At 64.2% G+C, this 19128-nt stretch carries 23 protein-coding genes; 13 read left to right on the forward strand and 10 right to left on the reverse strand.

The window, feature by feature from the left end; translation table 11 throughout:
* Positions 1-11 precede the first annotated feature (11 nt).
* Both DBZ32_RS15300 and DBZ32_RS15305 read right to left on the reverse strand, forming a co-directional pair.
* On the reverse strand, positions 12-608 hold the full coding sequence (locus DBZ32_RS15300) for a peptidylprolyl isomerase (RefSeq protein ID WP_407923500.1): 597 nt from the start codon (positions 606-608) through the stop codon (positions 12-14).
* Positions 609-613: 5 nt separating this feature from the next.
* Positions 614-1831, reverse strand: coding sequence for an NADP-dependent isocitrate dehydrogenase (locus DBZ32_RS15305; RefSeq protein WP_119168058.1), 1218 nt, complete (start codon positions 1829-1831; stop codon positions 614-616).
* 278 nt (positions 1832-2109) lie between these two features.
* Between DBZ32_RS15305 and hspQ (DBZ32_RS15310) the strand changes: the two genes are divergently transcribed.
* Positions 2110-2439, forward strand: a complete 330-nt coding sequence (gene hspQ / locus DBZ32_RS15310) for a heat shock protein HspQ (protein ID WP_119168059.1) — start codon at positions 2110-2112, stop codon at positions 2437-2439.
* Between the two features lie 104 nt (positions 2440-2543).
* Here the strand turns inward: hspQ (DBZ32_RS15310) and DBZ32_RS15315 are convergent, their stop codons facing one another.
* Genes DBZ32_RS15315 through DBZ32_RS15325 form a run of 3 tightly spaced genes read right to left on the reverse strand, consistent with a single transcriptional unit; the run spans position 2544 to position 4246 of the window.
* The gene (locus DBZ32_RS15315) at positions 2544-3002 is read right to left on the reverse strand and encodes a CAP domain-containing protein (RefSeq protein ID WP_119168060.1); all 459 of its coding nucleotides are present in this window, start codon (positions 3000-3002) and stop codon (positions 2544-2546) included.
* Positions 2999-3610: a class I SAM-dependent methyltransferase gene (locus DBZ32_RS15320; protein WP_119168061.1), complete on the reverse strand. Its 612-nt coding sequence runs from the start codon at positions 3608-3610 to the stop codon at positions 2999-3001. Before DBZ32_RS15320 ends, DBZ32_RS15315 begins: the two co-directional genes overlap by 4 nt.
* A gap of 24 nt (positions 3611-3634) precedes the next feature.
* Positions 3635-4246 carry a CDP-alcohol phosphatidyltransferase family protein gene (locus DBZ32_RS15325; protein WP_119168062.1) on the reverse strand — a complete coding sequence of 204 codons (612 nt, stop codon included), beginning with the start codon at positions 4244-4246 and terminating at the stop codon, positions 3635-3637.
* 139 nt (positions 4247-4385) lie between these two features.
* On the opposite strand from DBZ32_RS15325, the gene DBZ32_RS15330 reads away from it, so the two are divergent.
* The gene (locus DBZ32_RS15330; protein ID WP_119168063.1) at positions 4386-4880 is read left to right on the forward strand and encodes a MarR family winged helix-turn-helix transcriptional regulator; all 495 of its coding nucleotides are present in this window, start codon (positions 4386-4388) and stop codon (positions 4878-4880) included.
* Between the two features lie 275 nt (positions 4881-5155).
* The gene (locus tag DBZ32_RS15335; protein ID WP_119168064.1) at positions 5156-5461 is read left to right on the forward strand and encodes a non-heme iron oxygenase ferredoxin subunit; all 306 of its coding nucleotides are present in this window, start codon (positions 5156-5158) and stop codon (positions 5459-5461) included.
* A 24-nt stretch (positions 5462-5485) separates the two neighbouring features.
* Here DBZ32_RS15335 and DBZ32_RS15340 read toward each other — a convergent pair whose 3' ends face one another.
* Positions 5486-6511 carry a TAXI family TRAP transporter solute-binding subunit gene (locus DBZ32_RS15340; protein ID WP_119168065.1) on the reverse strand — a complete coding sequence of 342 codons (1026 nt, stop codon included), beginning with the start codon at positions 6509-6511 and terminating at the stop codon, positions 5486-5488.
* A gap of 161 nt (positions 6512-6672) precedes the next feature.
* Between DBZ32_RS15340 and DBZ32_RS15345 the strand changes: the two genes are divergently transcribed.
* Together DBZ32_RS15345 and DBZ32_RS15350 are read left to right on the forward strand one after the other, a co-directional pair.
* Entirely contained in the window at positions 6673-7899 is a 1227-nt protein-coding gene (locus DBZ32_RS15345) for an NAD(P)/FAD-dependent oxidoreductase (protein WP_119168066.1), read from the forward strand.
* A 4-nt stretch (positions 7900-7903) separates the two neighbouring features.
* A complete protein-coding gene (locus DBZ32_RS15350) occupies positions 7904-8659 on the forward strand; it encodes a sulfite exporter TauE/SafE family protein (RefSeq protein WP_119168067.1) in 756 nt (251 codons plus the stop codon).
* Here the strand turns inward: DBZ32_RS15350 and DBZ32_RS15355 are convergent.
* On the reverse strand, positions 8631-9230 hold the full coding sequence (locus DBZ32_RS15355; protein ID WP_162906780.1) for a rhomboid family intramembrane serine protease: 600 nt from the start codon (positions 9228-9230) through the stop codon (positions 8631-8633). The genes DBZ32_RS15350 and DBZ32_RS15355 overlap by 29 nt on opposite strands.
* Positions 9231-9501: 271 nt before the next feature.
* Between DBZ32_RS15355 and DBZ32_RS15360 the strand changes: the two genes are divergently transcribed.
* The 6 genes from DBZ32_RS15360 to DBZ32_RS15385 all read left to right on the forward strand — a co-directional run bounded on the left by DBZ32_RS15360 (position 9502) and on the right by DBZ32_RS15385 (position 16307).
* Entirely contained in the window at positions 9502-10500 is a 999-nt protein-coding gene (locus tag DBZ32_RS15360; RefSeq protein ID WP_119168069.1) for a ChaN family lipoprotein, read from the forward strand.
* 106 nt (positions 10501-10606) lie between these two features.
* Complete coding sequence (locus DBZ32_RS15365) at positions 10607-12880, forward strand: efflux RND transporter permease subunit (RefSeq protein ID WP_119168070.1); 2274 nt, start codon at positions 10607-10609, stop codon at positions 12878-12880.
* A 149-nt stretch (positions 12881-13029) separates the two neighbouring features.
* Positions 13030-14121, forward strand: a complete 1092-nt coding sequence (locus tag DBZ32_RS15370; protein WP_119168071.1) for a type III polyketide synthase — start codon at positions 13030-13032, stop codon at positions 14119-14121.
* Positions 14108-14623 (forward strand): isoprenylcysteine carboxyl methyltransferase family protein, encoded by a 516-nt coding sequence (locus DBZ32_RS15375; RefSeq protein ID WP_235830221.1) that lies wholly within the window; start codon positions 14108-14110, stop codon positions 14621-14623. The genes DBZ32_RS15370 and DBZ32_RS15375 overlap by 14 nt, the downstream gene beginning before the upstream one ends.
* A gap of 133 nt (positions 14624-14756) precedes the next feature.
* The gene (gene ppa, locus DBZ32_RS15380; RefSeq protein ID WP_119168072.1) at positions 14757-15284 is read left to right on the forward strand and encodes an inorganic diphosphatase; all 528 of its coding nucleotides are present in this window, start codon (positions 14757-14759) and stop codon (positions 15282-15284) included.
* Between the two features lie 315 nt (positions 15285-15599).
* A complete protein-coding gene (locus tag DBZ32_RS15385) occupies positions 15600-16307 on the forward strand; it encodes a LuxR C-terminal-related transcriptional regulator (protein WP_119168073.1) in 708 nt (235 codons plus the stop codon).
* Here the strand turns inward: DBZ32_RS15385 and DBZ32_RS15390 are convergent.
* Together DBZ32_RS15390 and DBZ32_RS15395 are read right to left on the reverse strand one after the other, a co-directional pair.
* Entirely contained in the window at positions 16304-16837 is a 534-nt protein-coding gene (locus DBZ32_RS15390; RefSeq protein WP_235830222.1) for a Fur family transcriptional regulator, read from the reverse strand. The two genes, DBZ32_RS15385 and DBZ32_RS15390, sit on opposite strands and share 4 nt — an antisense overlap.
* Positions 16834-17145 (reverse strand): hypothetical protein, encoded by a 312-nt coding sequence (locus tag DBZ32_RS15395; protein WP_162906781.1) that lies wholly within the window; start codon positions 17143-17145, stop codon positions 16834-16836. The genes DBZ32_RS15390 and DBZ32_RS15395 overlap by 4 nt, the downstream gene beginning before the upstream one ends.
* Before the next feature lie 132 nt (positions 17146-17277).
* On the opposite strand from DBZ32_RS15395, the gene DBZ32_RS15400 reads away from it, so the two are divergent.
* The gene (locus tag DBZ32_RS15400) at positions 17278-17532 is read left to right on the forward strand and encodes a hypothetical protein (protein ID WP_119168075.1); all 255 of its coding nucleotides are present in this window, start codon (positions 17278-17280) and stop codon (positions 17530-17532) included.
* Entirely contained in the window at positions 17529-17846 is a 318-nt protein-coding gene (gene hspQ / locus DBZ32_RS15405) for a heat shock protein HspQ (protein ID WP_119168076.1), read from the forward strand. Before DBZ32_RS15400 ends, hspQ (DBZ32_RS15405) begins: the two co-directional genes overlap by 4 nt.
* Before the next feature lie 57 nt (positions 17847-17903).
* On the opposite strand, the gene DBZ32_RS15410 is transcribed toward hspQ (DBZ32_RS15405), so the two are convergent.
* Complete coding sequence (locus DBZ32_RS15410) at positions 17904-19070, reverse strand: MFS transporter (RefSeq protein ID WP_119168077.1); 1167 nt, start codon at positions 19068-19070, stop codon at positions 17904-17906.
* Between the last annotated feature and the right edge of the window lie 58 nt (positions 19071-19128).

Here is a 19128-nt window from a genome sequence, read left to right on the forward strand (position 1 = left end):
TGCCGTTGTCTCTACTGTACGTCCGCCAGCACGCGCAGCGTGACGATGGTGTCGGGGTCGCTCACAAGCCCGTTTGCGGAGCGATCGCCCTTCTTGATGGCGTGAACGTTCTCCATGCCTTCGACCACCTGGCCGAACACCGTGTACTGACTGTCGAGCCAGTCCGACCGTTCGAACACGATGAACCACTGGCTGTTGGCGCTGTTCGGGTCCTGCGTGCGGGCCATGCCCAGGGTGCCCTCCTCGAAGGGGACCGCCGAGAATTCGGCCTGCAGGTCGGGCAGATCGGAGCCGCCCGCGCCGGTGCCGCCGGGATCGCCGGTCTGCGCCATGAAGCCCTCGATCACGCGGTGCCATTTGAGGCCGTCGTAGAAACCTTGGCGTGCCAGGGTCTTGACGCGTTCGACGTGCTGTGGCGCGACGTCCGGGAGCAACTCGATGGTGACGGGTCCGTTCGCGAGTTCTAGCCGGAGCGCGTTTTCGGGATCGAGCGCCTTGGCGTCGTTGGGGGCCATGAGTCCTCCGATTGTCAGGGTGAATAACGCGATGGCGAGTCCGCGGGCGCTGCAGGAGGCGAGCCCGCGGGTCAAGGGAGCGAACAGCATCATCGTTCTCATTTCCCCATTGCCGTTTGTAGGTTTTCGTCGAGTTTATCTAGGAACTGATTGGTGGTCAGCCAGGTCTGATCCGGGCTGATCAGCAAGGCGAGATCCTTGGTCATGAAACCGGACTCGACCGTACCGACGCAGACCGCCTCGAGCTTTTCGGCGAAGTCCACCACCGCCGGGGTCTCGTCGAAGGTGCCGCGATACTTCAGGCCGCGGGTCCAGGCGAAAATCGAGGCGATCGGATTGGTCGAAGTCTCCTTGCCCTGCTGATGCAGGCGGTAGTGGCGTGTCACCGTGCCATGCGCCGCCTCCGCCTCGACCGTCTTGCCGTCGGGCGTCATCAGCACGGAGGTCATCAGGCCAAGCGAACCGAATCCCTGTGCCACCGTGTCCGACTGCACGTCGCCGTCGTAGTTTTTGCAGGCCCAGACGAAGCCGCCGTTCCACTTCATCGCGGAGGCGACCATGTCGTCGATCAAGCGATGCTCGTAGGTGACGCCGGCGCCGCGGAAACGGTCCGCGAACTCGCTGTCGAAGACTTCCTGGAACAGGTCCTTGAAGCGTCCGTCGTAGGCCTTGAGGATGGTGTTCTTGGTCGAGAGGTAGACCGGATAGCGGCGCAGCAGGCCGTAGTTGAAGCAGGCGCGTGCGAAGCCCCGGATCGACTCGTCGTGATTGTACATTCCCATGGCAACGCCGCTGGCAGGGAAGTCATGCACCTCGTAGACGATGGGCTCGCCGCCGTCGTCCGGCTGGAAGGTCATGGTCAGCTTGCCGGGACCGGGCACCTTGAAGTCGGTGGCGCGGTACTGGTCGCCGAAGGCATGACGGCCGATCACGATGGGTTGAGTCCAGCCCGGTACCAGCCGCGGCACGTTGGAGCAGATGATCGGCTCGCGGAAAACCGTGCCGCCCAGGATGTTGCGGATCGTCCCGTTGGGCGAACGCCACATCTTCTTCAGGCCGAACTCGGTAACGCGGTCTTCGTCGGGCGTGATGGTGGCGCACTTGACGCCAACTCGATGCGTCTTGATCGCCTCGGCCGCATCGACCGTGATCTGGTCTTCCGTGCGGTCGCGTTCCTGAACTGAGAGATCGTAGTAGTGAAGATCGACGTCCAGGTAGGGCAGGATCAGCTTATCTTTGATGAACGCCCAGATGATGCGCGTCATCTCATCGCCGTCGAGTTCGATGATCGGGTTTTTGACCTTGATCTTGTCCATAGTCGCTTGGGCCTCGTCTCGGGCTTTGAGGGGGTGCTTCGTGGAGACCGGCGACCGTTTCAAAACGATCCTCTTATCCGCCGGGCAGGTAGGGTCACTTGCCGAGCAGATAACGGTTCGGAGCGACCGCCGATTTTCGCGGGCGCACAATAGCAGTCCCGCCCGATGGAACAAGGGGCGGCGGCCTCATCGCCTGCCTCTCGCGACGCCTGGCAGCTTGACCGTTGAAATCTTGGGGGTTTCGTCGACATATAGGGAGCTGTAGTAGGATAGGTGATATGACGGTGGTACGGGCAAAATTCACGATCGGCGAAGTGGTGAGTCACCGCTTCTACCCCTTCCGTGGGGTGATTTTCGACGTGGATCCGGAGTTCAACAACACCGAAGAATGGTGGATGTCGATCCCCGAAGATGTACGGCCGCGCAAGGATCAGCCCTTCTATCATCTCTTCGCCGAGAACGAGGAGACGACCTACGTCGCCTACGTATCCGAACAGAACCTGGTGCCGGACGACAGCGGCAGGCCAGTCTCGCACCCTGACGTCGGCCGCTATTTCGAGGGTATGAAGAACGGCGCCTACCAGCTAAAGCCGCACGCTGCGCATTAGAGCGGGATTGCTTTCGGTGGGATCGTAGTGGTCGTCCCGCCAAAGCGTCATTGCGACTCTTCGTTGTCTTTAGGGGGGCAGAGGCCGGGCCGGAACGGGGCCGGTCACTCTAGCGGTTCTGCCAGCACCAAGGTCCAGAGCCAGCGGATCGGGCGGCCTTGCGGATTGCGCGAGAAGGCGACGCCGGCTTCGGTAACGCGGGGCATCAGCAAGTTGGTGTTGTGGCCAAGGCTGTCTTTCCAGGATTCCAGAACTTCTCGGGGCGTTCTTTGCCCACCGGCCAAATTCTCCGCCGCGAAGTGAAAGGCATAGCCCAGCGCCTCCAGTCGGTCCTTCAGGCTGTGGCCGTCCGGCGATCGATGGGCGAAGTAGTTCTGCGTAGCCATGTCGGCATCGTGCGCGAGGGCCGCCGCTTCAAGCTTTGCCGACAGGTTCAGGGCCGTTAGGCCGAGCGACTCGCGGTAGCTGTTGATCCGTCTGAGCAGCTCGCTGGCCGGATCGGCTGAAGCCGGTACCGTGTAAAGCAGCAGCAGAGCAATGATCGGCGCGGTTAGCCGCCTCATGCTTGTGGCTCCTGCGGCTTGCGCAGAACGAGATGATAGAAGTGCCAGTGTTTTGGCGTGCCGCGCACGGTGGTGGAGTCCTCTTCGACCTCTTCGCAAGAAACCACCTGCTTTCCTATGCAGAGATCCCGCAGCTCCGTCTGATCGAAGGCGGTAATGCCGGCCTGGCCCGCCCAGCTGTCGCGTTGCCCGAGCAGTTGGCCGGCGAAACAGCCGCCGGGCCTCAACGACGTCCAGATCTGATGCCAGAGCCGGTCGAAGGCCGGGCGGGCGCAGAAGGGCGTCGAGAAGCTCGCGTTGACCAGATCGCAGGTCGGAAGAGCGAAGTCGGGATCCTCGAAACGCGCCAGTCGGACTTCCAGTCGCGTCTGCCGCGGCCGGTCGCCGCTATCCTTCAGCCGCTGCAAGGCCTCGGATTCGCCGTCGATGGCCAGCACTCCCCAGCCGCGCCGCAAGAGCTCGAAGGTGTCGCGGCCGGCACCGCAGCCGAGATCGACGGCAAAGCCGACAGATCCCTTGCTTTCCAGAAGATCGAGGGCCTTCAGCAACGTTCGGCGTGGCAGTCCGCCGTCCGTTGCCTGATAGAAGCTGGACCAGTCGCGCGCCATTGACCTCTCATTTTTTTCCGACCGCTAAGAGCCGCGAAAATTCCGCCAGCCGGCGAGCACGCGGGTTGCCGTCGTGATCCAGCAGGCAATCCCGAAGCCCCAGGCCAGCCAGGGAAACCAGTCCGGGAAGAGGCATATGACGATCAAGAACGCCACGGTCTCCGTTCCCTCCGTCAGGCCGCCGAGATAGTAGAGCGACTTCCGGCCGCGCAGGTCGGTGGTGATGCCGCGTTTGGCCGCCACAATTGCGTAGGCGAGAAAGGAACTCCCGGTCCCGACGAAGCTGAAGATCAGAAAGGCCGCCGGAAGCGCGTAATCCGGCTGGCCCAGCGCAAAACCGAAGATGACGGCACTGTAGAAGACGAAATCGCAGACGATATCCAGAAAACCGCCGAGATCGCTGACGTGGCCCGTTGTCCGGGCCAGCGGGCCGTCCAGGCCGTCCGCCAGACGATTCAGCAGAATGAGGATCAGCGCGGCGATGTAGGCCTCGAAGGCAAGCAGCGGGACCGCGACAAGCCCCAGCCCGAAGCCTGAGAGCGTCAAGGCGTTCGCCCCGATCCCGAGCCGGGCGAGACTCGATGCCGCGGTGTTCAAGGGACGGTCCAGCAGGCGGCGCGCAAAAACGTCAAGCATGGCCGTTTCCAGATGCGCTGGAAGCCGCTCGAGAATCCGGCAGGATGTGGAACGGAGTGGAGAATAACCCTTGATTGAATCGCGTGACGATGGTTCTGATGCCCGTCGTAGTGTACCTAAGATAGAGTAATTCTCTTAAATGGTAGGTTTCATCTCCAATTCCGCCCCGTCCGACGCCGATGAAGATCGCGCTGACCTCCCGACAGGTCGCGACGGCGTCGGCGCCAAACTGCGCGATGCACATCGCGCCTACAACCGTCTTTTGCAAGCCCGCTTGGCTGAAGAGGGCGTGACCCTCGGCATGTGGTACTTCCTCTGTGCGCTTTGGCAAGAGGACGGCATTTCCCAGCGTCAGCTCAGCAGGCGGGTCGGCACGATGGAGCCCACGACGGTTAGCGCGCTGGCTCAGATGGAGCGCCGCGGACTGGTTCAGCGCCAGCGGGATCCGATGGATCAACGGCGGCGGGTCGTTCGACTGACCCGGGTGGGCAAGTCTCTGCAGGAGCGGCTGCAACCGCTGCAGGAACGCCTCGAGGCGCCGGCGCGGCTCGGCCTGTCGGAAGCCGAGGCGGCTCAACTCCTTCTGCTGCTCGACCGTGTAACCGACAGCTTGGAGCGGACGGCGTCCAGCTAGACCGGATCGCCACCGTTCGGAACCCGGCCCGCGGCCGCTTCGCCGGCGGCGCAGTGGACGCAGCCTCTTGGACCGAACAGCAATTGGACTTTGCTCCGGACGCCCCTCCGGCTATCTAGAGTGCGATCGTCACGGGCGGAAGCGGATTGGCTTCCGCCCGTGACGTGACTCGCTCTCCTGCCGTGGTGAGAGAGTAGAGGCGATGAGAGGCGTATTTACGCTTTCAGACTGCGAAATCACGTCCGATGACTTGTAGGACAGCCGGTGGGGGATCTATGGCCTGGCACAGCGTTGCGAAAACGTCCGATGTGACGGAGGGGGAAGTGATCGGGGTTGAAGTGGAGGGCACACCTCTCGCTCTCTACAACCTCGACGGCGAGTACTTTGCCACGCATAACGTTTGCACCCATGCCTTCGCTCTGCTGTCGGACGGTTACGTCGACGACGGGAAGATCGAGTGCCCGCTGCACCAGGGAATCTTCGATATCCGCTCGGGCAAAGCCGAGGAGGGTCCCGTCGACGAGGATCTCAAGACCTTTGCCGTGAAGGTCGAGGGCGACGAACTCTTCGTCGAAGTCTAGGACGCTGCGCTCCAGCTGTCCCGCCTAGTTGGTCGCTTCCGGCGGCTCGGGGATGAGGCCTCTGGCCATCAGGTAGGCCTCCGCACCCGGATGCAACGGCGGGGCGCCTTCCGCCCGCGCGATCGAGGCGAGTTGTTGGACCGTCAGTCCCGACAGGCGCGGATGCACGGCCCTCAGTTGATTGAGATTCTCGAACAGCGACCGCGTCAGAGCCTCGATCTGTTCCGGATCGCTGTCGGCCTTTGCCGCCAGGACGAGATCGCTGGCAACGGTGGCCGTCGGCGCGTCCACGAACGCATAGGCATTGGTCGGGATTGTCGAGGGGACGAGGGCGAAGCGCAGTGCCAAAGCCTCGCGCAGCGGCTCTTCCATCGCAAGCGCAGTCAGTTGCTGGGCCTCTGCGGCTTCCGCCACGGCCGCATGGCCGAGCTGAATCGGCGCTAGCAGAACGTCGATGTCGCCAAGTCTCAAGCGCGTCAGCTGGCTGCGCAGACCGGCGAACACCAGTCGCGCTTGCCGCTCAGTCTCGGGAATGACGATCGCGAGTTCCTCGATGACGCCAAGCCCGATTTCCGCCGATAGGCCGTCGCGGGGCATCATCCCGTAGGTCAGGCCGGACGTTTGGGCCAAATCCCCGGCTGTCTCGATCTCGAGGGCCTCTACGGTGGAGCGTCGCATCAGGATGTGGAGCGGGGCAGCCATGCCCAGGCTGGCGACGGCGGTCAGGCCCCCCAGCGGCGTTTCGAAAGGCGCAGAGCCGCTGCTTGCCGCCGCCAGTTCGGCGCGCTGTGCCAGCGCCAGGTCGATCCCTCCTTGGCTCAGGAGCTTGGCATTGATCACGCCGTCCGGCGACGCGACGTAGGCCAGCGTGAGGTCCTCTGCGCTGCTGCCCACCGCCTGCGCCAATCCGAGCCCGATCCGGCTCCAAAGTCCGCCTTCGCGGCCACCCGCCAGCGTCAGAACGTCGGCCATCGCCGGAAGGCTGGTCAACACTGGACCCGCTGCCAGAAGGGCCGCCGCAAGAAGGGGGGCGAGACGCTGTCTGCGCATGGGAGTGTCGCTCCTCGGTTGAGAGATGGCCGAGCATAGCGGTATGGGGGTAGGGACGCCAGCGCGGTGCTTGCGTTCCGACAAGCCTTCTGTCCAGATCGCTCCGGCCAGATCGCCCGAATCCCTAAAGGTCCGTTGTCCAAGGAGTCACATTCCCTCTCATGTCGAGATTGCGTACCGCCGTGATCGTGGGCGCCGGCCAGGCTGGCGGCCGTACCGCCGCGCAGCTGCGCAAGCAGGGCTGGCAGGACCGAATTCTGCTGCTGGGCGAGGAAGCCGATCCGCCTTACGAACGGCCGCCGCTGTCGAAGGAGGTGCTGACGCAAGCCGCCGATCCGCTGACCGGCCGTCTCTACGCACCCGAGTGGTATCAGGAGAACGACGTCGAACTCCGCCTCGCATGCCAGGTCGCCGCGCTGGATCTCGCGGACCGAACTCTGACCTTGGCGACCGGTGGGCGCGAATCCTGGGACGTCTTGGTGCTAGCAACCGGTTGCCGGGCCCGTCGCCTGGACTGTCCTGGAGCAGACTTGGCAGGCGTTACGACACTTCGTACGGCCGCCGATGCCCGGACGCTGAGTTCGGGACTGCAGGCCGGAGCGGAGGTGGTCTTGGTCGGCGGCGGTTTCATCGGCCTGGAACTGGCGGCCAGCGCGGCCGCCCGAGGTTGCTCGGTGACGCTGCTGGAAGCTCGGCCGCAGCTTCTCGAGCGCGCCCTTCCGAACCAGCTTTCGGACTTTCTCGCAGCACGCCACCGGCGCGAAGGCGTCGAACTCCGCCTTGGCGTCGGTGTCGTCGCCTTCGAGGGGGAGGAGAAGCTGCAAGGCCTGCGTCTGTCCGACGGCAGTCGCTTGTCCGCCGATCTGGCCGTCATCGGCGTCGGCGCCTTGCCCAATGTCGAACTGGCTCAGGCGGCCGGCCTGGCTTGCCAGGATGGCATTCTCGTCGACAGCCACTGCTCAGCCGGCGGTTCAGTCTATGCTCTCGGCGATTGCAGCCGGCATCAGGATGCCTGGCTCGGCCGTCCGGTACGCCTGGAATCCTGGGAAAATGCCGAACGCGCGCCGCAGGCTGCGGCCGGGGCCATCCTGGACCGGCCGGAGCCTTACGGCGGCGTGCCCTGGTTCTGGACGGATCAGTACGATGTCAATCTGCAGCTCTTGGGATTGAAACAGCCTTTGGAGCGCGAAGTGCTGCGCGGCGATCCCGAGAGCGGAAGTTTCCTGTCGTTCGGTCTGGCCGGCGAGCGTGTCGTCACGGCCGCTCTGGTCAACGCCGGGCGCGAACGGCGGCCTGTCAAGCAGCTCATGGAAGGGCGGATACCCCTCGACGCGGACGCCCTGGCCGATCCCGACGTGCCGCTGAAGCAGCTGACGAAGGGCGGTTAGGCGCGTGGCCGGCTTGCCGCTGGATGCGGCTTTCTTGGGACTTGCGCTGACGGTTCTGGTCTTGGCCGGAACGGTGAAGGGATTGATCGGGATCGGTCTGCCGCTGATCACGATTCCGGCGCTTTCCTTCTTTGTCGGCGTTCCGCAGGCCATCGCGATCATGTCTCTGCCGATCCTGGTGACCAATGGCTATCAGGCCTTCACCAATCGGGAACTGCCCCGGGTCGCTCGCCGTTTCTGGCCGCTTTTGATCACTCTGATGGCAGGCGTCGTCCTGGGGGCGAGCCTGTTGGTGACCCTGGACGAGCGGACGCTCTACACCGTTTTGGGCTTGGCGGTGATCACTTTCGGTCTGGTCAATCTGGTCAATCCCAGTTTTCGCCTGCCGTCTCATAGCGAACGCTGGCTGGCACCGCCGATTGGTTTCGGCGCCGGAGTTCTCGGCGGCCTGTCCAACTTTTTCGGTCCGCCGATCGTGCTCTACCTTGTGGCGCTGAAGCTTCCGCGCGAAGCCTTCGTCGCGGCCGTGGGGCTCGCCTTCTTCGTCGGAGCGCTGCCGCTCTATAGTCTTCTGATCGCCTACGATGTTTACGGTTGGGCGGAGGCAGCGGCGTCTCTGGCCGCGGTGTTGCCGGTGCTGTGCGGCGTCAAGCTCGGCGAACGCTTGCGCCAACGCGTGCCGCAGGACCTGTTCCGGCTGCTGGTGCTGGGTCTCTTGGTGGTGATCGGTCTCAGTTTGCTCCGCCGCGCCTGGCTCTGAGCGCCGAACGGGCGAGCGGCGGATAGAGCGCAAGACCCGCCAGAAAACCGCCGGCATGGGCCTGCCAGGCGATATCGCCCGCCGTCACGAATCCCCCTGCTGCATAGGCGAAGGCGACGTTGATCGCGGCAATGGCAATCGTGAAGACCACCAGTTTCCGCCGACGCTCCGCGGGACTGTCCGTCGGGTGCAGGACGAAGAGATAAGCCATGCAGGCAACCAAGGCGTAGACGAAGCCCGACGCGCCGATCGTCAGTGTCGTTTCGCCCCAGCCGCTGGCGACTTGAACCAGACCGGCGACTGCGGTGGAGACGACGAAGAGGAGGAGAAAACGTCTAGTTCCAAGGGCTTCATGCAGCTTGCTGCCCAGAATGGCGATCCAGAGCGCATTGAAAAGCAGGTGCATCCAATCGCCATGCAGAAAAGCGTAGCTCAGCAAGGAGTAAGCCCGCTCTGGCAGGAATTCACCTCCGGAGAACATCCAGAGCGCGAAGGTAATCTCCAGCCAATGCCGCTGTTCGAAGGGCAGGAAGACTTGAGCCAGATGGCCCAGCAGCATGGCACCGAGCAAGACTTTTATACTTCCAGGCAGCTGCAAAGCCGGACCGCCGACACCGCGCGGCCCGCCGCCCCATGTGAAACCGAACTCCGGAGTCAGGGTCGTCCCTCCTAGCTCTGAACGCGACGCGACGTGAAAGTTCGTCGCGATTGCCCTATCAATGTGGGCGGAGACGGTGGCCTCGTCGAGAGCGTCGCTCTCCCGACTCGCCACGTTCGGCAGCCTTGCGGATGGGGAGTTGCGGTACAGTTAAGAGGCAAACGCGAAGGCGCCCCGCCGAGATATGCCGATTTCCACTCTGTTTCCAGCCGTCGTGCGAGCCAGCTTGCTCCTCGCCGCTTTTCTGCACGCCGCTCCCCTTGTCCCGGCGGTTGCGGCACCTTTGCCTGACTGGCAAAGTCCGCTGCTGCGCGACCATCCCCTGACCGGCAAGATCTGGGATCCGACGGCGGAGCGCTTCGTTTCCGTCGAACAGATCCCGCGGCGTCTGGCGGCGGTCGACGTCGTGCTGCTGGGCGAGCGTCATGACAATGCCGACCATCACCGGCTTCAGGCCTGGGTCGTCTCCGCCATGATCGCGGCGGGTCATCGGCCCGCGGTGGCTTTCGAGATGATTCCGCGCGATCGCGCCGGGGATCTGGACGCCTACTTGGCTGAGGGCGGCACGGCTGTGGGTCTCGGCGATGCGCTGGATTGGGCCGACAGCGGCTGGCCGGACTGGTCGCTCTACCGGCCGATCGCGGAGGTGGCTCTGGCAAACGAACTCGAAATCGTCGCCGCGGATCTGCCGGTGGCTAAGCGGCGGCAGATCTCCGAGACCGGGGCCGAAGCGTTACCGATGGATCTCCGTGCCGCCTGGGCTCTCGAACGGCCCTGGCCGGAGGAGATGACCCGGTCGCTGCAGGAGGAGTTGTCTCGGGCTCATTGCGACGTCGCGCCGCCCGAGGCCTTTGCCGGCCTTGCCGAGGTTCAGCGGGCGCGCGATGCCGCAATGGCCGACAGCCTGCTGCAGGCGCTCGAGCGAACCGACACGGCGGTGCTGATCGCCGGGGCCGGCCATACGCGCAGCGACCGGGGCGTGCCTTGGTTTCTCGTTGCTCGCTCACCCGCACTCGACAACCTTGCCATTGCCTTTCGCGAAGTGGAGATGGGCGTGACGGCTCCGGCCGACTATGGCGATCATGGCGGTCACGATCTGATTTGGTTTACTCCGCGTCACGACGACGTGGATCCCTGCGAAGCCTTCGCCGAGCAATTGGAACGTCTGCGGCCGGTGCCCTAGGGATTCGGTTTCGCCCGGTCTGCCTAGGGTCCTATGGGCCATGCTGCCGGGGACAGTCGATACCGTCTCGCGCAGCACAAACCGCTAGGGAGTCCCCAAGCTGAAGATGCAGTCGATCGGTTTCGGTGCCGAACGTCTCGGTCTCGTCGCCGTACGCCATCCCTGGTTCGCCGTCGCCCTGTCTCTGGGTCTTTTCGCGCTATCGTTCGGCGGAGTCTTGCAGCTCCGCTTCACGGACGACACATGGCGCGTTTTTTCCGGCGACAACAGGGCTTCCGCCGCCTACGAGCGGCTTAGAACGGAGTCGGCGGACGCCGCCGATGGTCTGTTCCTGGTCGTGGAAGGCGACTTCGCCGCACCCGAAGTCCTGCAAGACTTCAGCGCCTTTGCAGATCGTGTTGCGGCGCTCCCCTCGATCGCAGACGTAGCGACCATTCTCTCCTTGGCCGAACTGGGCGATACGCTGGAACTTGCGGCTGGACCGGGTTTCGAGACCGAGCTTGCCGAGGCGGCGCCGGGCCCACCTGTGCCGGCAGAGTTGGCGGTGCATCCCTTGAGCCAGGGGTTGCTGCTCTCTCGGGATCTCTCTTTGGCCGCTATCGCACTCGATCCGGTTGACGATCTGGGGGAGATCGAAAACCTGCGTCGACTGCGGAGAGAGGTGACGGAGCTGGCCGCGAGCGCACCCTCGTCGCTCACCGCGCAACTGAGCGGCCTGCCTGTCGCCCGTAGCCGGGTGATCGACGCTCTGGTGCGCGAACAACCCCTGTTGCTCGGTCTGGGTCTCGCGATCGGCTTTCTCTGTGGGGTCCTGCTGCTCGGCCGCTTCGCCGATGCCCTCGTGATCGCCAGCGTTCCGGTCTTCACGGTCACGGCCGCCTACGGGATCATCGGGCTCGCCGGTCTCAAGATGACCGTCTTGCTTAACAATCTGCCTCTGCTGATTCTGGCCCTCGGCTTCGCCACTTCCATGCATCTGGTCTACGACGCCCGACGACGCCTCTACGATACGGACTACGCCTTTACCGCCCTGCGTTCGACCGTTCTGAAGATCGGCCCGGCTTGCGCTCTGTCGGTCTTCACCACCATGCTGGCCTTTCTCTCGTTCGAAGTATCGGGATCGGACGCGATCCGCGAGTTCGGCCGGATCGGGGCGGTGTCCGTCTTCGGTGTCTTCGTCGCCTCCATGCTGGTGCATCCGGCCGCGGTTTTCGTCGCACTGCGCTTGGGGTGGCGGCCGCTGCCGACGGAACTCGGCGACAGCCGTCTTGCGCGCCGGTTCCAGACGGCCTCTGCATTCCTGGCGAAGCGCCAGCTGCTCCGCAGGCGCAGCCTTCTGATCGTCGGTCTGGCACTGCTTCTGATCGTCGGATACGGGAGCAGCCGCGTGACGCCCGGCTACTCGGCGCTGGAGCAGATCCCACCCACGTCGCAAACCTATCGCCTCGCTCAGACCGTCGAGGATCACCTGGGCGGTATTCATCCGATTCAACTGCCGTTGCCGGTTTTCTTCGCGGAGGCGCAGGCGCCACTGCAGGCCTTGGTTCAGGTCAGGCGTGTCCACGAGGCGGTCGAGGCTGCTTTTCCCGAGCGGCCGCTTCTGTCGATGACAAGCGTGATCCGTTGGCTGGAAGCGGAAGGTTTGAGCGCCGGTTCCGCGACACTACGCCGTCTGTTTGAGGTCGCGCCGCCTCTTCTGGGAAATGCCGTTGTTTCGAGCGACGGCGGACACGCGATGATTACGCTCTGGGCAAGGGAGAGGGACGATATCGGCGCGGTGGCGGCCGAGCTTGAGGCGACCGCCGGTGCCGTGCTGGAGCGGGACCTCACGGGGCAGGCGAGCGGTCTCGCGGTTCTTTCGGCGCGCTCCGCGCCGCTCGTGATCGAGCGCTTGCAGCTGAGCCTCATCCTTGCAGCCGTCGGTGCGTCCGTCCTGATGGCGCTGGCCTTTCGCAGCGCTGCGGTGTTTCCCCTCTGCCTCCTGCCGAACCTGCTCCCTGTCCTGGCTGTCGGTGCTCTGCTTGCCGCGTTGGACATCGAGCTGACCCTGGCGACCGCGCTCGCCATGACCGTGGCTCTGGGCATCGCGGTCGACGATACGGTTCACATGACCTCCGCCGCTCTGGAGGCCCGGCGGTCCCGCTCGAGCGGCGAGGCGGTCATCGCTGCGGCCCGATCGGTCGGACCTGTGCTGATCGTCACCACAGTCGTTCTGACGGTCGGATTGTCGCCGGCGCTCTTCAGCTGGTCGCCAGCCACGGCCGCTTTCGCCGCCTTTGCGATTGCGACGATCGGTTTGGCGCTCGTGGCGGACCTCGGTCTTCTGCCGGCGCTTCTCGGCGTCTATCTCGCGCGACGGCGTGACCGGCCGGACTCCTAACGATTGGCCCGGCCGCCAACACATCCCCGTGAAGCCAAAGATGTCTTGCCGGCGCCAAGCCTAAGTAAGGTAAGTGCGGCGGCCCATCCCTTCGTCACGCCGCGCCGCAGGCGCAAGAACTTGGCGGTCCGTGGAGAACAGCTGATACCATGAACGTACCCTTTCCCCTCCGGTCGACTGAAACCGCCGTCGGCGAGACGCCAGTGCGGATCCGGGGGATCGGCACCGCCCTGCCGCCGCACCGGCTCACGCAAGAGGATGTGGAGCACGCGGCCGGGGCGGTCCTGCGCGACAGCGTGTCGGAATTCGACCGGCTTGCTCTCAGCTTCAAGGCGGCCGGAATCGACGCGCGCTACTCCGTCGCGCCGCTCGAATGGTTCGCCGATCCCGGCGGCTGGCACAGTCGTATGGAGCTGTATCGGGAGGGTGCGCTGGCGCTTTTTATCGAGGCAGCTCGCGCAGCGTTGTTGGCCGCCGACCTTAAGCCGGCGGACGTCGACACCGTTGTCACGATTTCGACCACCGGTATCGTGACGCCGACACTGGATGCTCTGGCGTTCGAGGCCCTGGGCCTGCGCCGCGACGTTCAGCGGGTTCCTGTCTTCGGGCTCGGATGTGCCGGTGGCGTCAGCGGTTTGTCGATCGCCCAGCGCCTGGCCGCGTCGCGCCCCGGCTCCAACGTGCTGCTGGTGGCCGTCGAGGCCTGCACTCTGGCCTTCCGGCGCAACCGTCCCCGGAAGGCCGATATGATCGCCACAATGCTGTTCGGCGACGGGGCCGCCGCCGTTTGCCTTTCGACGGCCGCCGGCGGCGCTGTTCTCGGCTCTGGCGCCGAGTTCACTTGGCCGGCCACGCTCGACGTTATGGGTTGGGACATTCACGACGACGGTTTCGGCGTGGTCTTCGACCGTTCGATCCCGGCGTTTCTGTGCAGCCATTTCGCAGCGGCGCTCGACACTGGTTTGGCACAGTTGGGGCTGGCCCGCTCCAGGATCGCGCGCTTCATCTGCCACCCGGGTGGCGCAAAGGTCGTGCAGGCGCTCGAAGCTGCGCTTGAGCTCTCGGCGGATACACTGGATCACGAGCGATCCGTACTGCGCCGCTACGGAAACATGTCGTCTCCGACGGTTCTTTTCGTGCTGAAAGACGTGCTCGAAGCCCCACCGCAGGGCCCCATGCTTCTGACGGCCTTGGGGCCTGGTTTCACGGCGGCCATGCTGCCCCTTCATGCCGATGTCTGAGGGGGCTTTGTTGCTTGCGCTGATCACGCTGCAGCGCGGTCTGGAGCTCGTTTATTCGGCTCGAAACACCCGGCGGCTTCGGCAGCGCGGCGCGGTTGAAGTCGCGCCCGGGCACTATCCCTTTATCGTTGCGGTGCATGCCGCATGGCTGGTTACGCTCTGGGCGCTAGGCTGGGATGAGCAGGTCTCGATTCCCTGGCTGGTGGCCTATATCGTTCTGCAGGGTCTGCGCCTCTGGATCCTGGTCAGTCTCGGACAACGCTGGACGACCCGTATACTTGTGCTCGCAGAACCTCTGGTCCTGCGTGGACCTTACCGCGTCCTTCGGCATCCCAACTATCTTCTGGTCGTCCTGGAGATTGCGGTCGTCCCCTTGGCACTCGGCCTTCCGTGGCTCGCGCTGCTGTTCTCTTTGTTGAACGCGGCGGTTCTTTTCGTCCGGATACGCGAGGAAGATCGCGCTTTGTCGGCCTTCCGATCGCGCCCCTCGGCCCTCCCATGACGGACTGTCGCCCTCGCCACCTGCGCTGAAGCCCTTCCGCTCCGGACCGTCACGCTCTAGAAACTCCGACCAGATACTTGGCCGCCGCGCGCCGTCGAGGGCGGCTCCCCTCTTTTGATGCGAGACCCGATCCATGGACATCATGAAGATCTCGGTGGGGCACAATCCGCCTCAGGAAATCAACGTCATCATCGAAGTGCCGCTTGGCGGCGACCCGGTCAAATACGAGTTCGACAAGGAGTCCGGTGCAATCTTCGTCGACCGATTCCTGCACACGGCGATGTTCTATCCCTGCAATTACGGTTTCATTCCGCACACCTTGGCCGACGATGGCGATCCGGTCGACGTGCTGGTGGCGGGCCCGGCTCCCGTCGTCCCTGGTGCCGTGATCCGCTGCCGCCCCGTTGGCGTGCTGGTGATGGAGGATGAGGCGGGACAGGACGAGAAGGTGCTGGCGGTGCCCGTCGACAAGCTGCATCCCTACCACACCGATGTCGAAAGCTACCGTCAGCTACCGGATATTCTGCTTGAGCAGATCGCTCACTTCTTCCAGCACTACAAGGATCTGGAGCCCGACAAATGGGTCAAGATCAACCACTGGGGCGACGCCGATGAGGCGCGCAAGATGATCGCCAGCGCAATCGAAGCCGCCAAGCGATAGTTGCATCGATGCGCGAGTTTGAGTGGAAGAGCTGGCCGTTTTTTGTGCTTTGGCGTGCTATTTTTGCGATTTCTTCTGATTGAAAGATACTACAGAGCAGTGATTCACGTGGAGAGTTCGGGGGGCACAGAGTTGAGGCTTCAGAACTCTTGAGTCGGTCACAGAAATATTACGGCTAGTCTTGTCTCTGCCTCCTACGGACTATTCCATCTCCTAAGGGGCTGGTGTAGCCTTCTACTATTGGTGTCTTCTGGCAGGATCGGCAGGTGCGCGTCGGGGGACGTTGCGAGCTCCCTGTACTAGGAGAAGCATCTTATGCCCGAGCCGAGCGTTACCGCCTTGAAGAGCGAGTCCGACCAGAAAATCGATATCGCATTGGTCGATGGAACCAATCTGTTTCGCGAGGGCGTGCTGCGCATTCTCAGCGGAACTCAATTTCGTGTCGCGCGTCACGTCGACACGATCGACGACTTGCTGCAGCTGAACTCGGATGAGTGCGACTACGCCTTGGCGATCGTGTCTTTGCCGGATGGCGACGAGAACTTCGGGGAAAAGCTAACCGAATTGCACCGTGTCTATCCCAAGGTCCGGCTGGTCGCACTGGCCGAAGCTTTTGACGTGGAGGCGCTGCGTCATTGCTTCATGGCGGGAGTCGATGGCTTCCTGCTCAAGACCATCTCCAGCCGCGCTTTGCTGAACTCGCTTGAGCTCGTGATGCTCGGCGAACGGGTTTTCCCGCGTCAACTCGTCAATCTGATTCTGCCGCGGGCCGTCACCGGGCGGACGGCCGCTCCCTTGCTCAGCGGCGATCTGCGCAAACTGTCCGACCGCGAGATGGAGATCGTTCGCTGCCTGGTCGCCGGGAATTCCAACAAAGTCATCGCGGCCCAGCTGTCGATAACCGAGGCGACGGTGAAGGTTCACCTCAAGTCGATTCTCAGGAAGATCGGTGCGTCGAACCGCACTCAGGCTGCCATCTGGGCCCTGCACAACGGCGTACAGCCGCTGGAGTCGGCCGCCTAGGCCCTCGCGTGCGCGCTGGAGCCTGCCGAGGCCCCTTGGCACGCGGTGCAGCGGCCGGTGACTTCAACCACCTGACGATCCACGGTGAAACCTGAGCGGGCGGCATGTTCCGAAATCGTCGCTGCGACCTGCTGATCGTGCAGTTCGGCCGTGGCGCCGCAGGTCTTGCAGATGAAGAACTGGGTCGCGTGAGGCCGGTCGGGATGCGGGCAGGCAACGAAGGCGTTGAGGCTTTCGATGCGGTGGACCAGCCCCTCGGCCTGAAGGAATTCCAAGGTCCGATAGACGGTCGGCGGCGCCGTCCGGCCGCGTTCGCCTGTCAAGCGATCGATCAGTTCGTAAGCCCCGACGGGATGATCCTGCTCGGCGATCAGTTCCAGGACGCGACGGCGTAAGGCGGTCAGCTGGCGGCCGCGTTTGGAGCAGAGCAGCTCGGCCGCCGTCAGCATTTCGGCCAGTTCGTGATGGCAGCTCTTGGGGCTGTGCGGCGTTTCGCCGGATGACGGTTCGGGCGGCCGCGCTGCGGTCATGACCCTGGCGCGGCGTCGGCCACTTCGGCCAGATTGCAGCCGCAGTAAGGGCAAGAGGCCGCGCTCAGCGCCTGACGCACGGCGTCCGGAGTCATCTCGACGCCTTCGCCATCGAGCAGTGCCACGACCTCTTTCACGAGGTCGTCGTGATAGAGGGGATTTCGGGCCAGACAGGCGTTGCGGTAAAGCTCTGCCGACCCCGCATCCAGCGGTTCGACGGAGAAAGCACGGGCCGCGCCAGGCAGCGCGATCACTCCGCCAGCAAGACCGGCGAGCACTTGACGTCGGGAGGGGGCTTGCTTGCTCATGGATAGAAGATAGCCGCAGTGGTGTGGCGGGAAAAGGGGTATCGCTGTAGGTTCGGCCTCTTGATCCCCTGACGGCTCTGCCGACATCTATAGATAGCGATAACTGCAGTGCCATAAGCGAGCGAGACCGTGATGATCCTGCGCAGCTTGTTTTGGTCGGCCGCGCGCCGCCTGGCCGCCGACGAACAGACCCGTGCCAAGGCCGGCGCGTTCGTTCAGGACGAGGTGCGTCCCCGCGCCGTCGAGGCGGCACGCCGCGCCGGTCGAGTTTACGGCGAGGCACGCGCCGACTGGGCCCAGCAGGCCGACAAACCGGCCGCCTATCGTGCCGGGCGCCTGCTGCGCAACTTCTCCCGGCGCTTCGGTGAGGACGGTGAGGGGCGATGAGCCCAAGCCGGCCGCTTTTCATGATCGGCGAGATCGTGAACCACGTGAAGTTCGGCTATCGCGGCGTGGTCGTCGATGTTGACCCGGTGTTTGGACTGACCGAGGAGTGGTACGCGCAAGTGGCGCGTTCGCGCCCACCGAAGGATAAGCCCTGGTACCATCTGTTGGTCGACGGGGCTCAGCACATGACCTATGTCGCCGAGCGCCATTTGCAGCCGCACCCGGACAAGACCCAGATCGACCATCCGGACCTCGGGCGCTTCTTCGGTCGCTATGACGGTCACCGCTACATCCTGCGCGAGACGGCTCACTAAGCCGGAGGCTCGCGACCTGGTGGGTCTCATCGCGAGTCCACTGAGTCGCGGTCTGCCTCAGGCGCGTCGGCTGCCCCGCCCGACAAGGGCCATGACAAAGGCGCCAAGCAGTGCGGATGCGACCATGGCCACCACGAAGCCGTGAGGTTGCCAGACTCCCATGGCCACGCCGCCGATCGATGGGCCGATCATGGCGCCGACCTGATAGGTGATGAGAAAGGCGGCGTTGGCGACGGCGAGATCCTGGACGCGAACTCTTTGCCCGATGAAGGTCAGACCCAGCGTGTAGAAGCCGATACCGAGACCGCCCATGACGAAAACGGCGGCGGAGCGCAGAATCGGATCGTCGGTCATCGGCAGAGTTGCGGCGATTGCGGCGAAGAGGAAAGCGGCCGCGATCAGAACGACCCGTGCCGAGACCTGATCGGCCAGCCAGCCGACGACGAACTGCAGTGCGATCCCGCCGACCATGAACAGCGTGAGAAGCTGTAGGGCCTGATCCGCGGTCGCGCCGTCCTGCAGCGCATAGATCGGCAGCAGAGCGAAGTGCCCCAGCTCGAGCAGGCCGCCGATGACGCCGGCAACCATGGCGATGGGCGCCAGCAGAAAGGCGCCGAAGACGCCGGTATCCGGATGTTCGGGCATGCTTGGCGCCAGGGCCGCGGCCGAGACGATCGGCACCACGGCAAGTAGGATTCCGGCCGCTCCTATGACGAAGGGTGTCCAACCGACAATGCCGACCTGGTCGAGGATGAAGGGACCGGCGGCGAAACCGCTGAAGAGCGCGATCGCATAGAGGGCGAGCATGCGGCCGCGGATCTTGTCGTCGGCGACAGTGTTGATCCAGGTCTCTCCGACCAGCCAGGGTAGAGCGATGCCGGCCCCCATGATCAATCGCAGGACCAGCCAGGCTTCGGGCGATGGAAAGAGCGGCATGAGCAGAAAGCCGCTTCCGACCAGAACGCAGCCCAGCGCCATGGCGCGGATCGTACCGAGGTATCCGACAAGTCTCGGGAAGAACGGCAGGCAGAGCAGGATCGCCAGCGCCGGCGCGGATCCGACCAGTCCGTTCAGCCAGGTCGGGGCGCCCCACTGCTCGAAGGTCAGCGCGGTAATGGGGTAGCCGATCCCGTAGGAGATTCCGACGCCGATGGTCGAGGCGACCACTGCGGCGATGCTGAGGGCCCTTTGACGCGGTGTCAGGGCAAGAGCGGCGGCGGACATGCAGGACTCCTGTCGATGGTCGGGGCGATTTGGCAATTGGGCGGTTTGACAGTCGGGG

Source organism: Algihabitans albus (assembly GCF_003572205.1).
Classification (GTDB): domain Bacteria; phylum Pseudomonadota; class Alphaproteobacteria; order Kiloniellales; family DSM-21159; genus Algihabitans; species Algihabitans albus.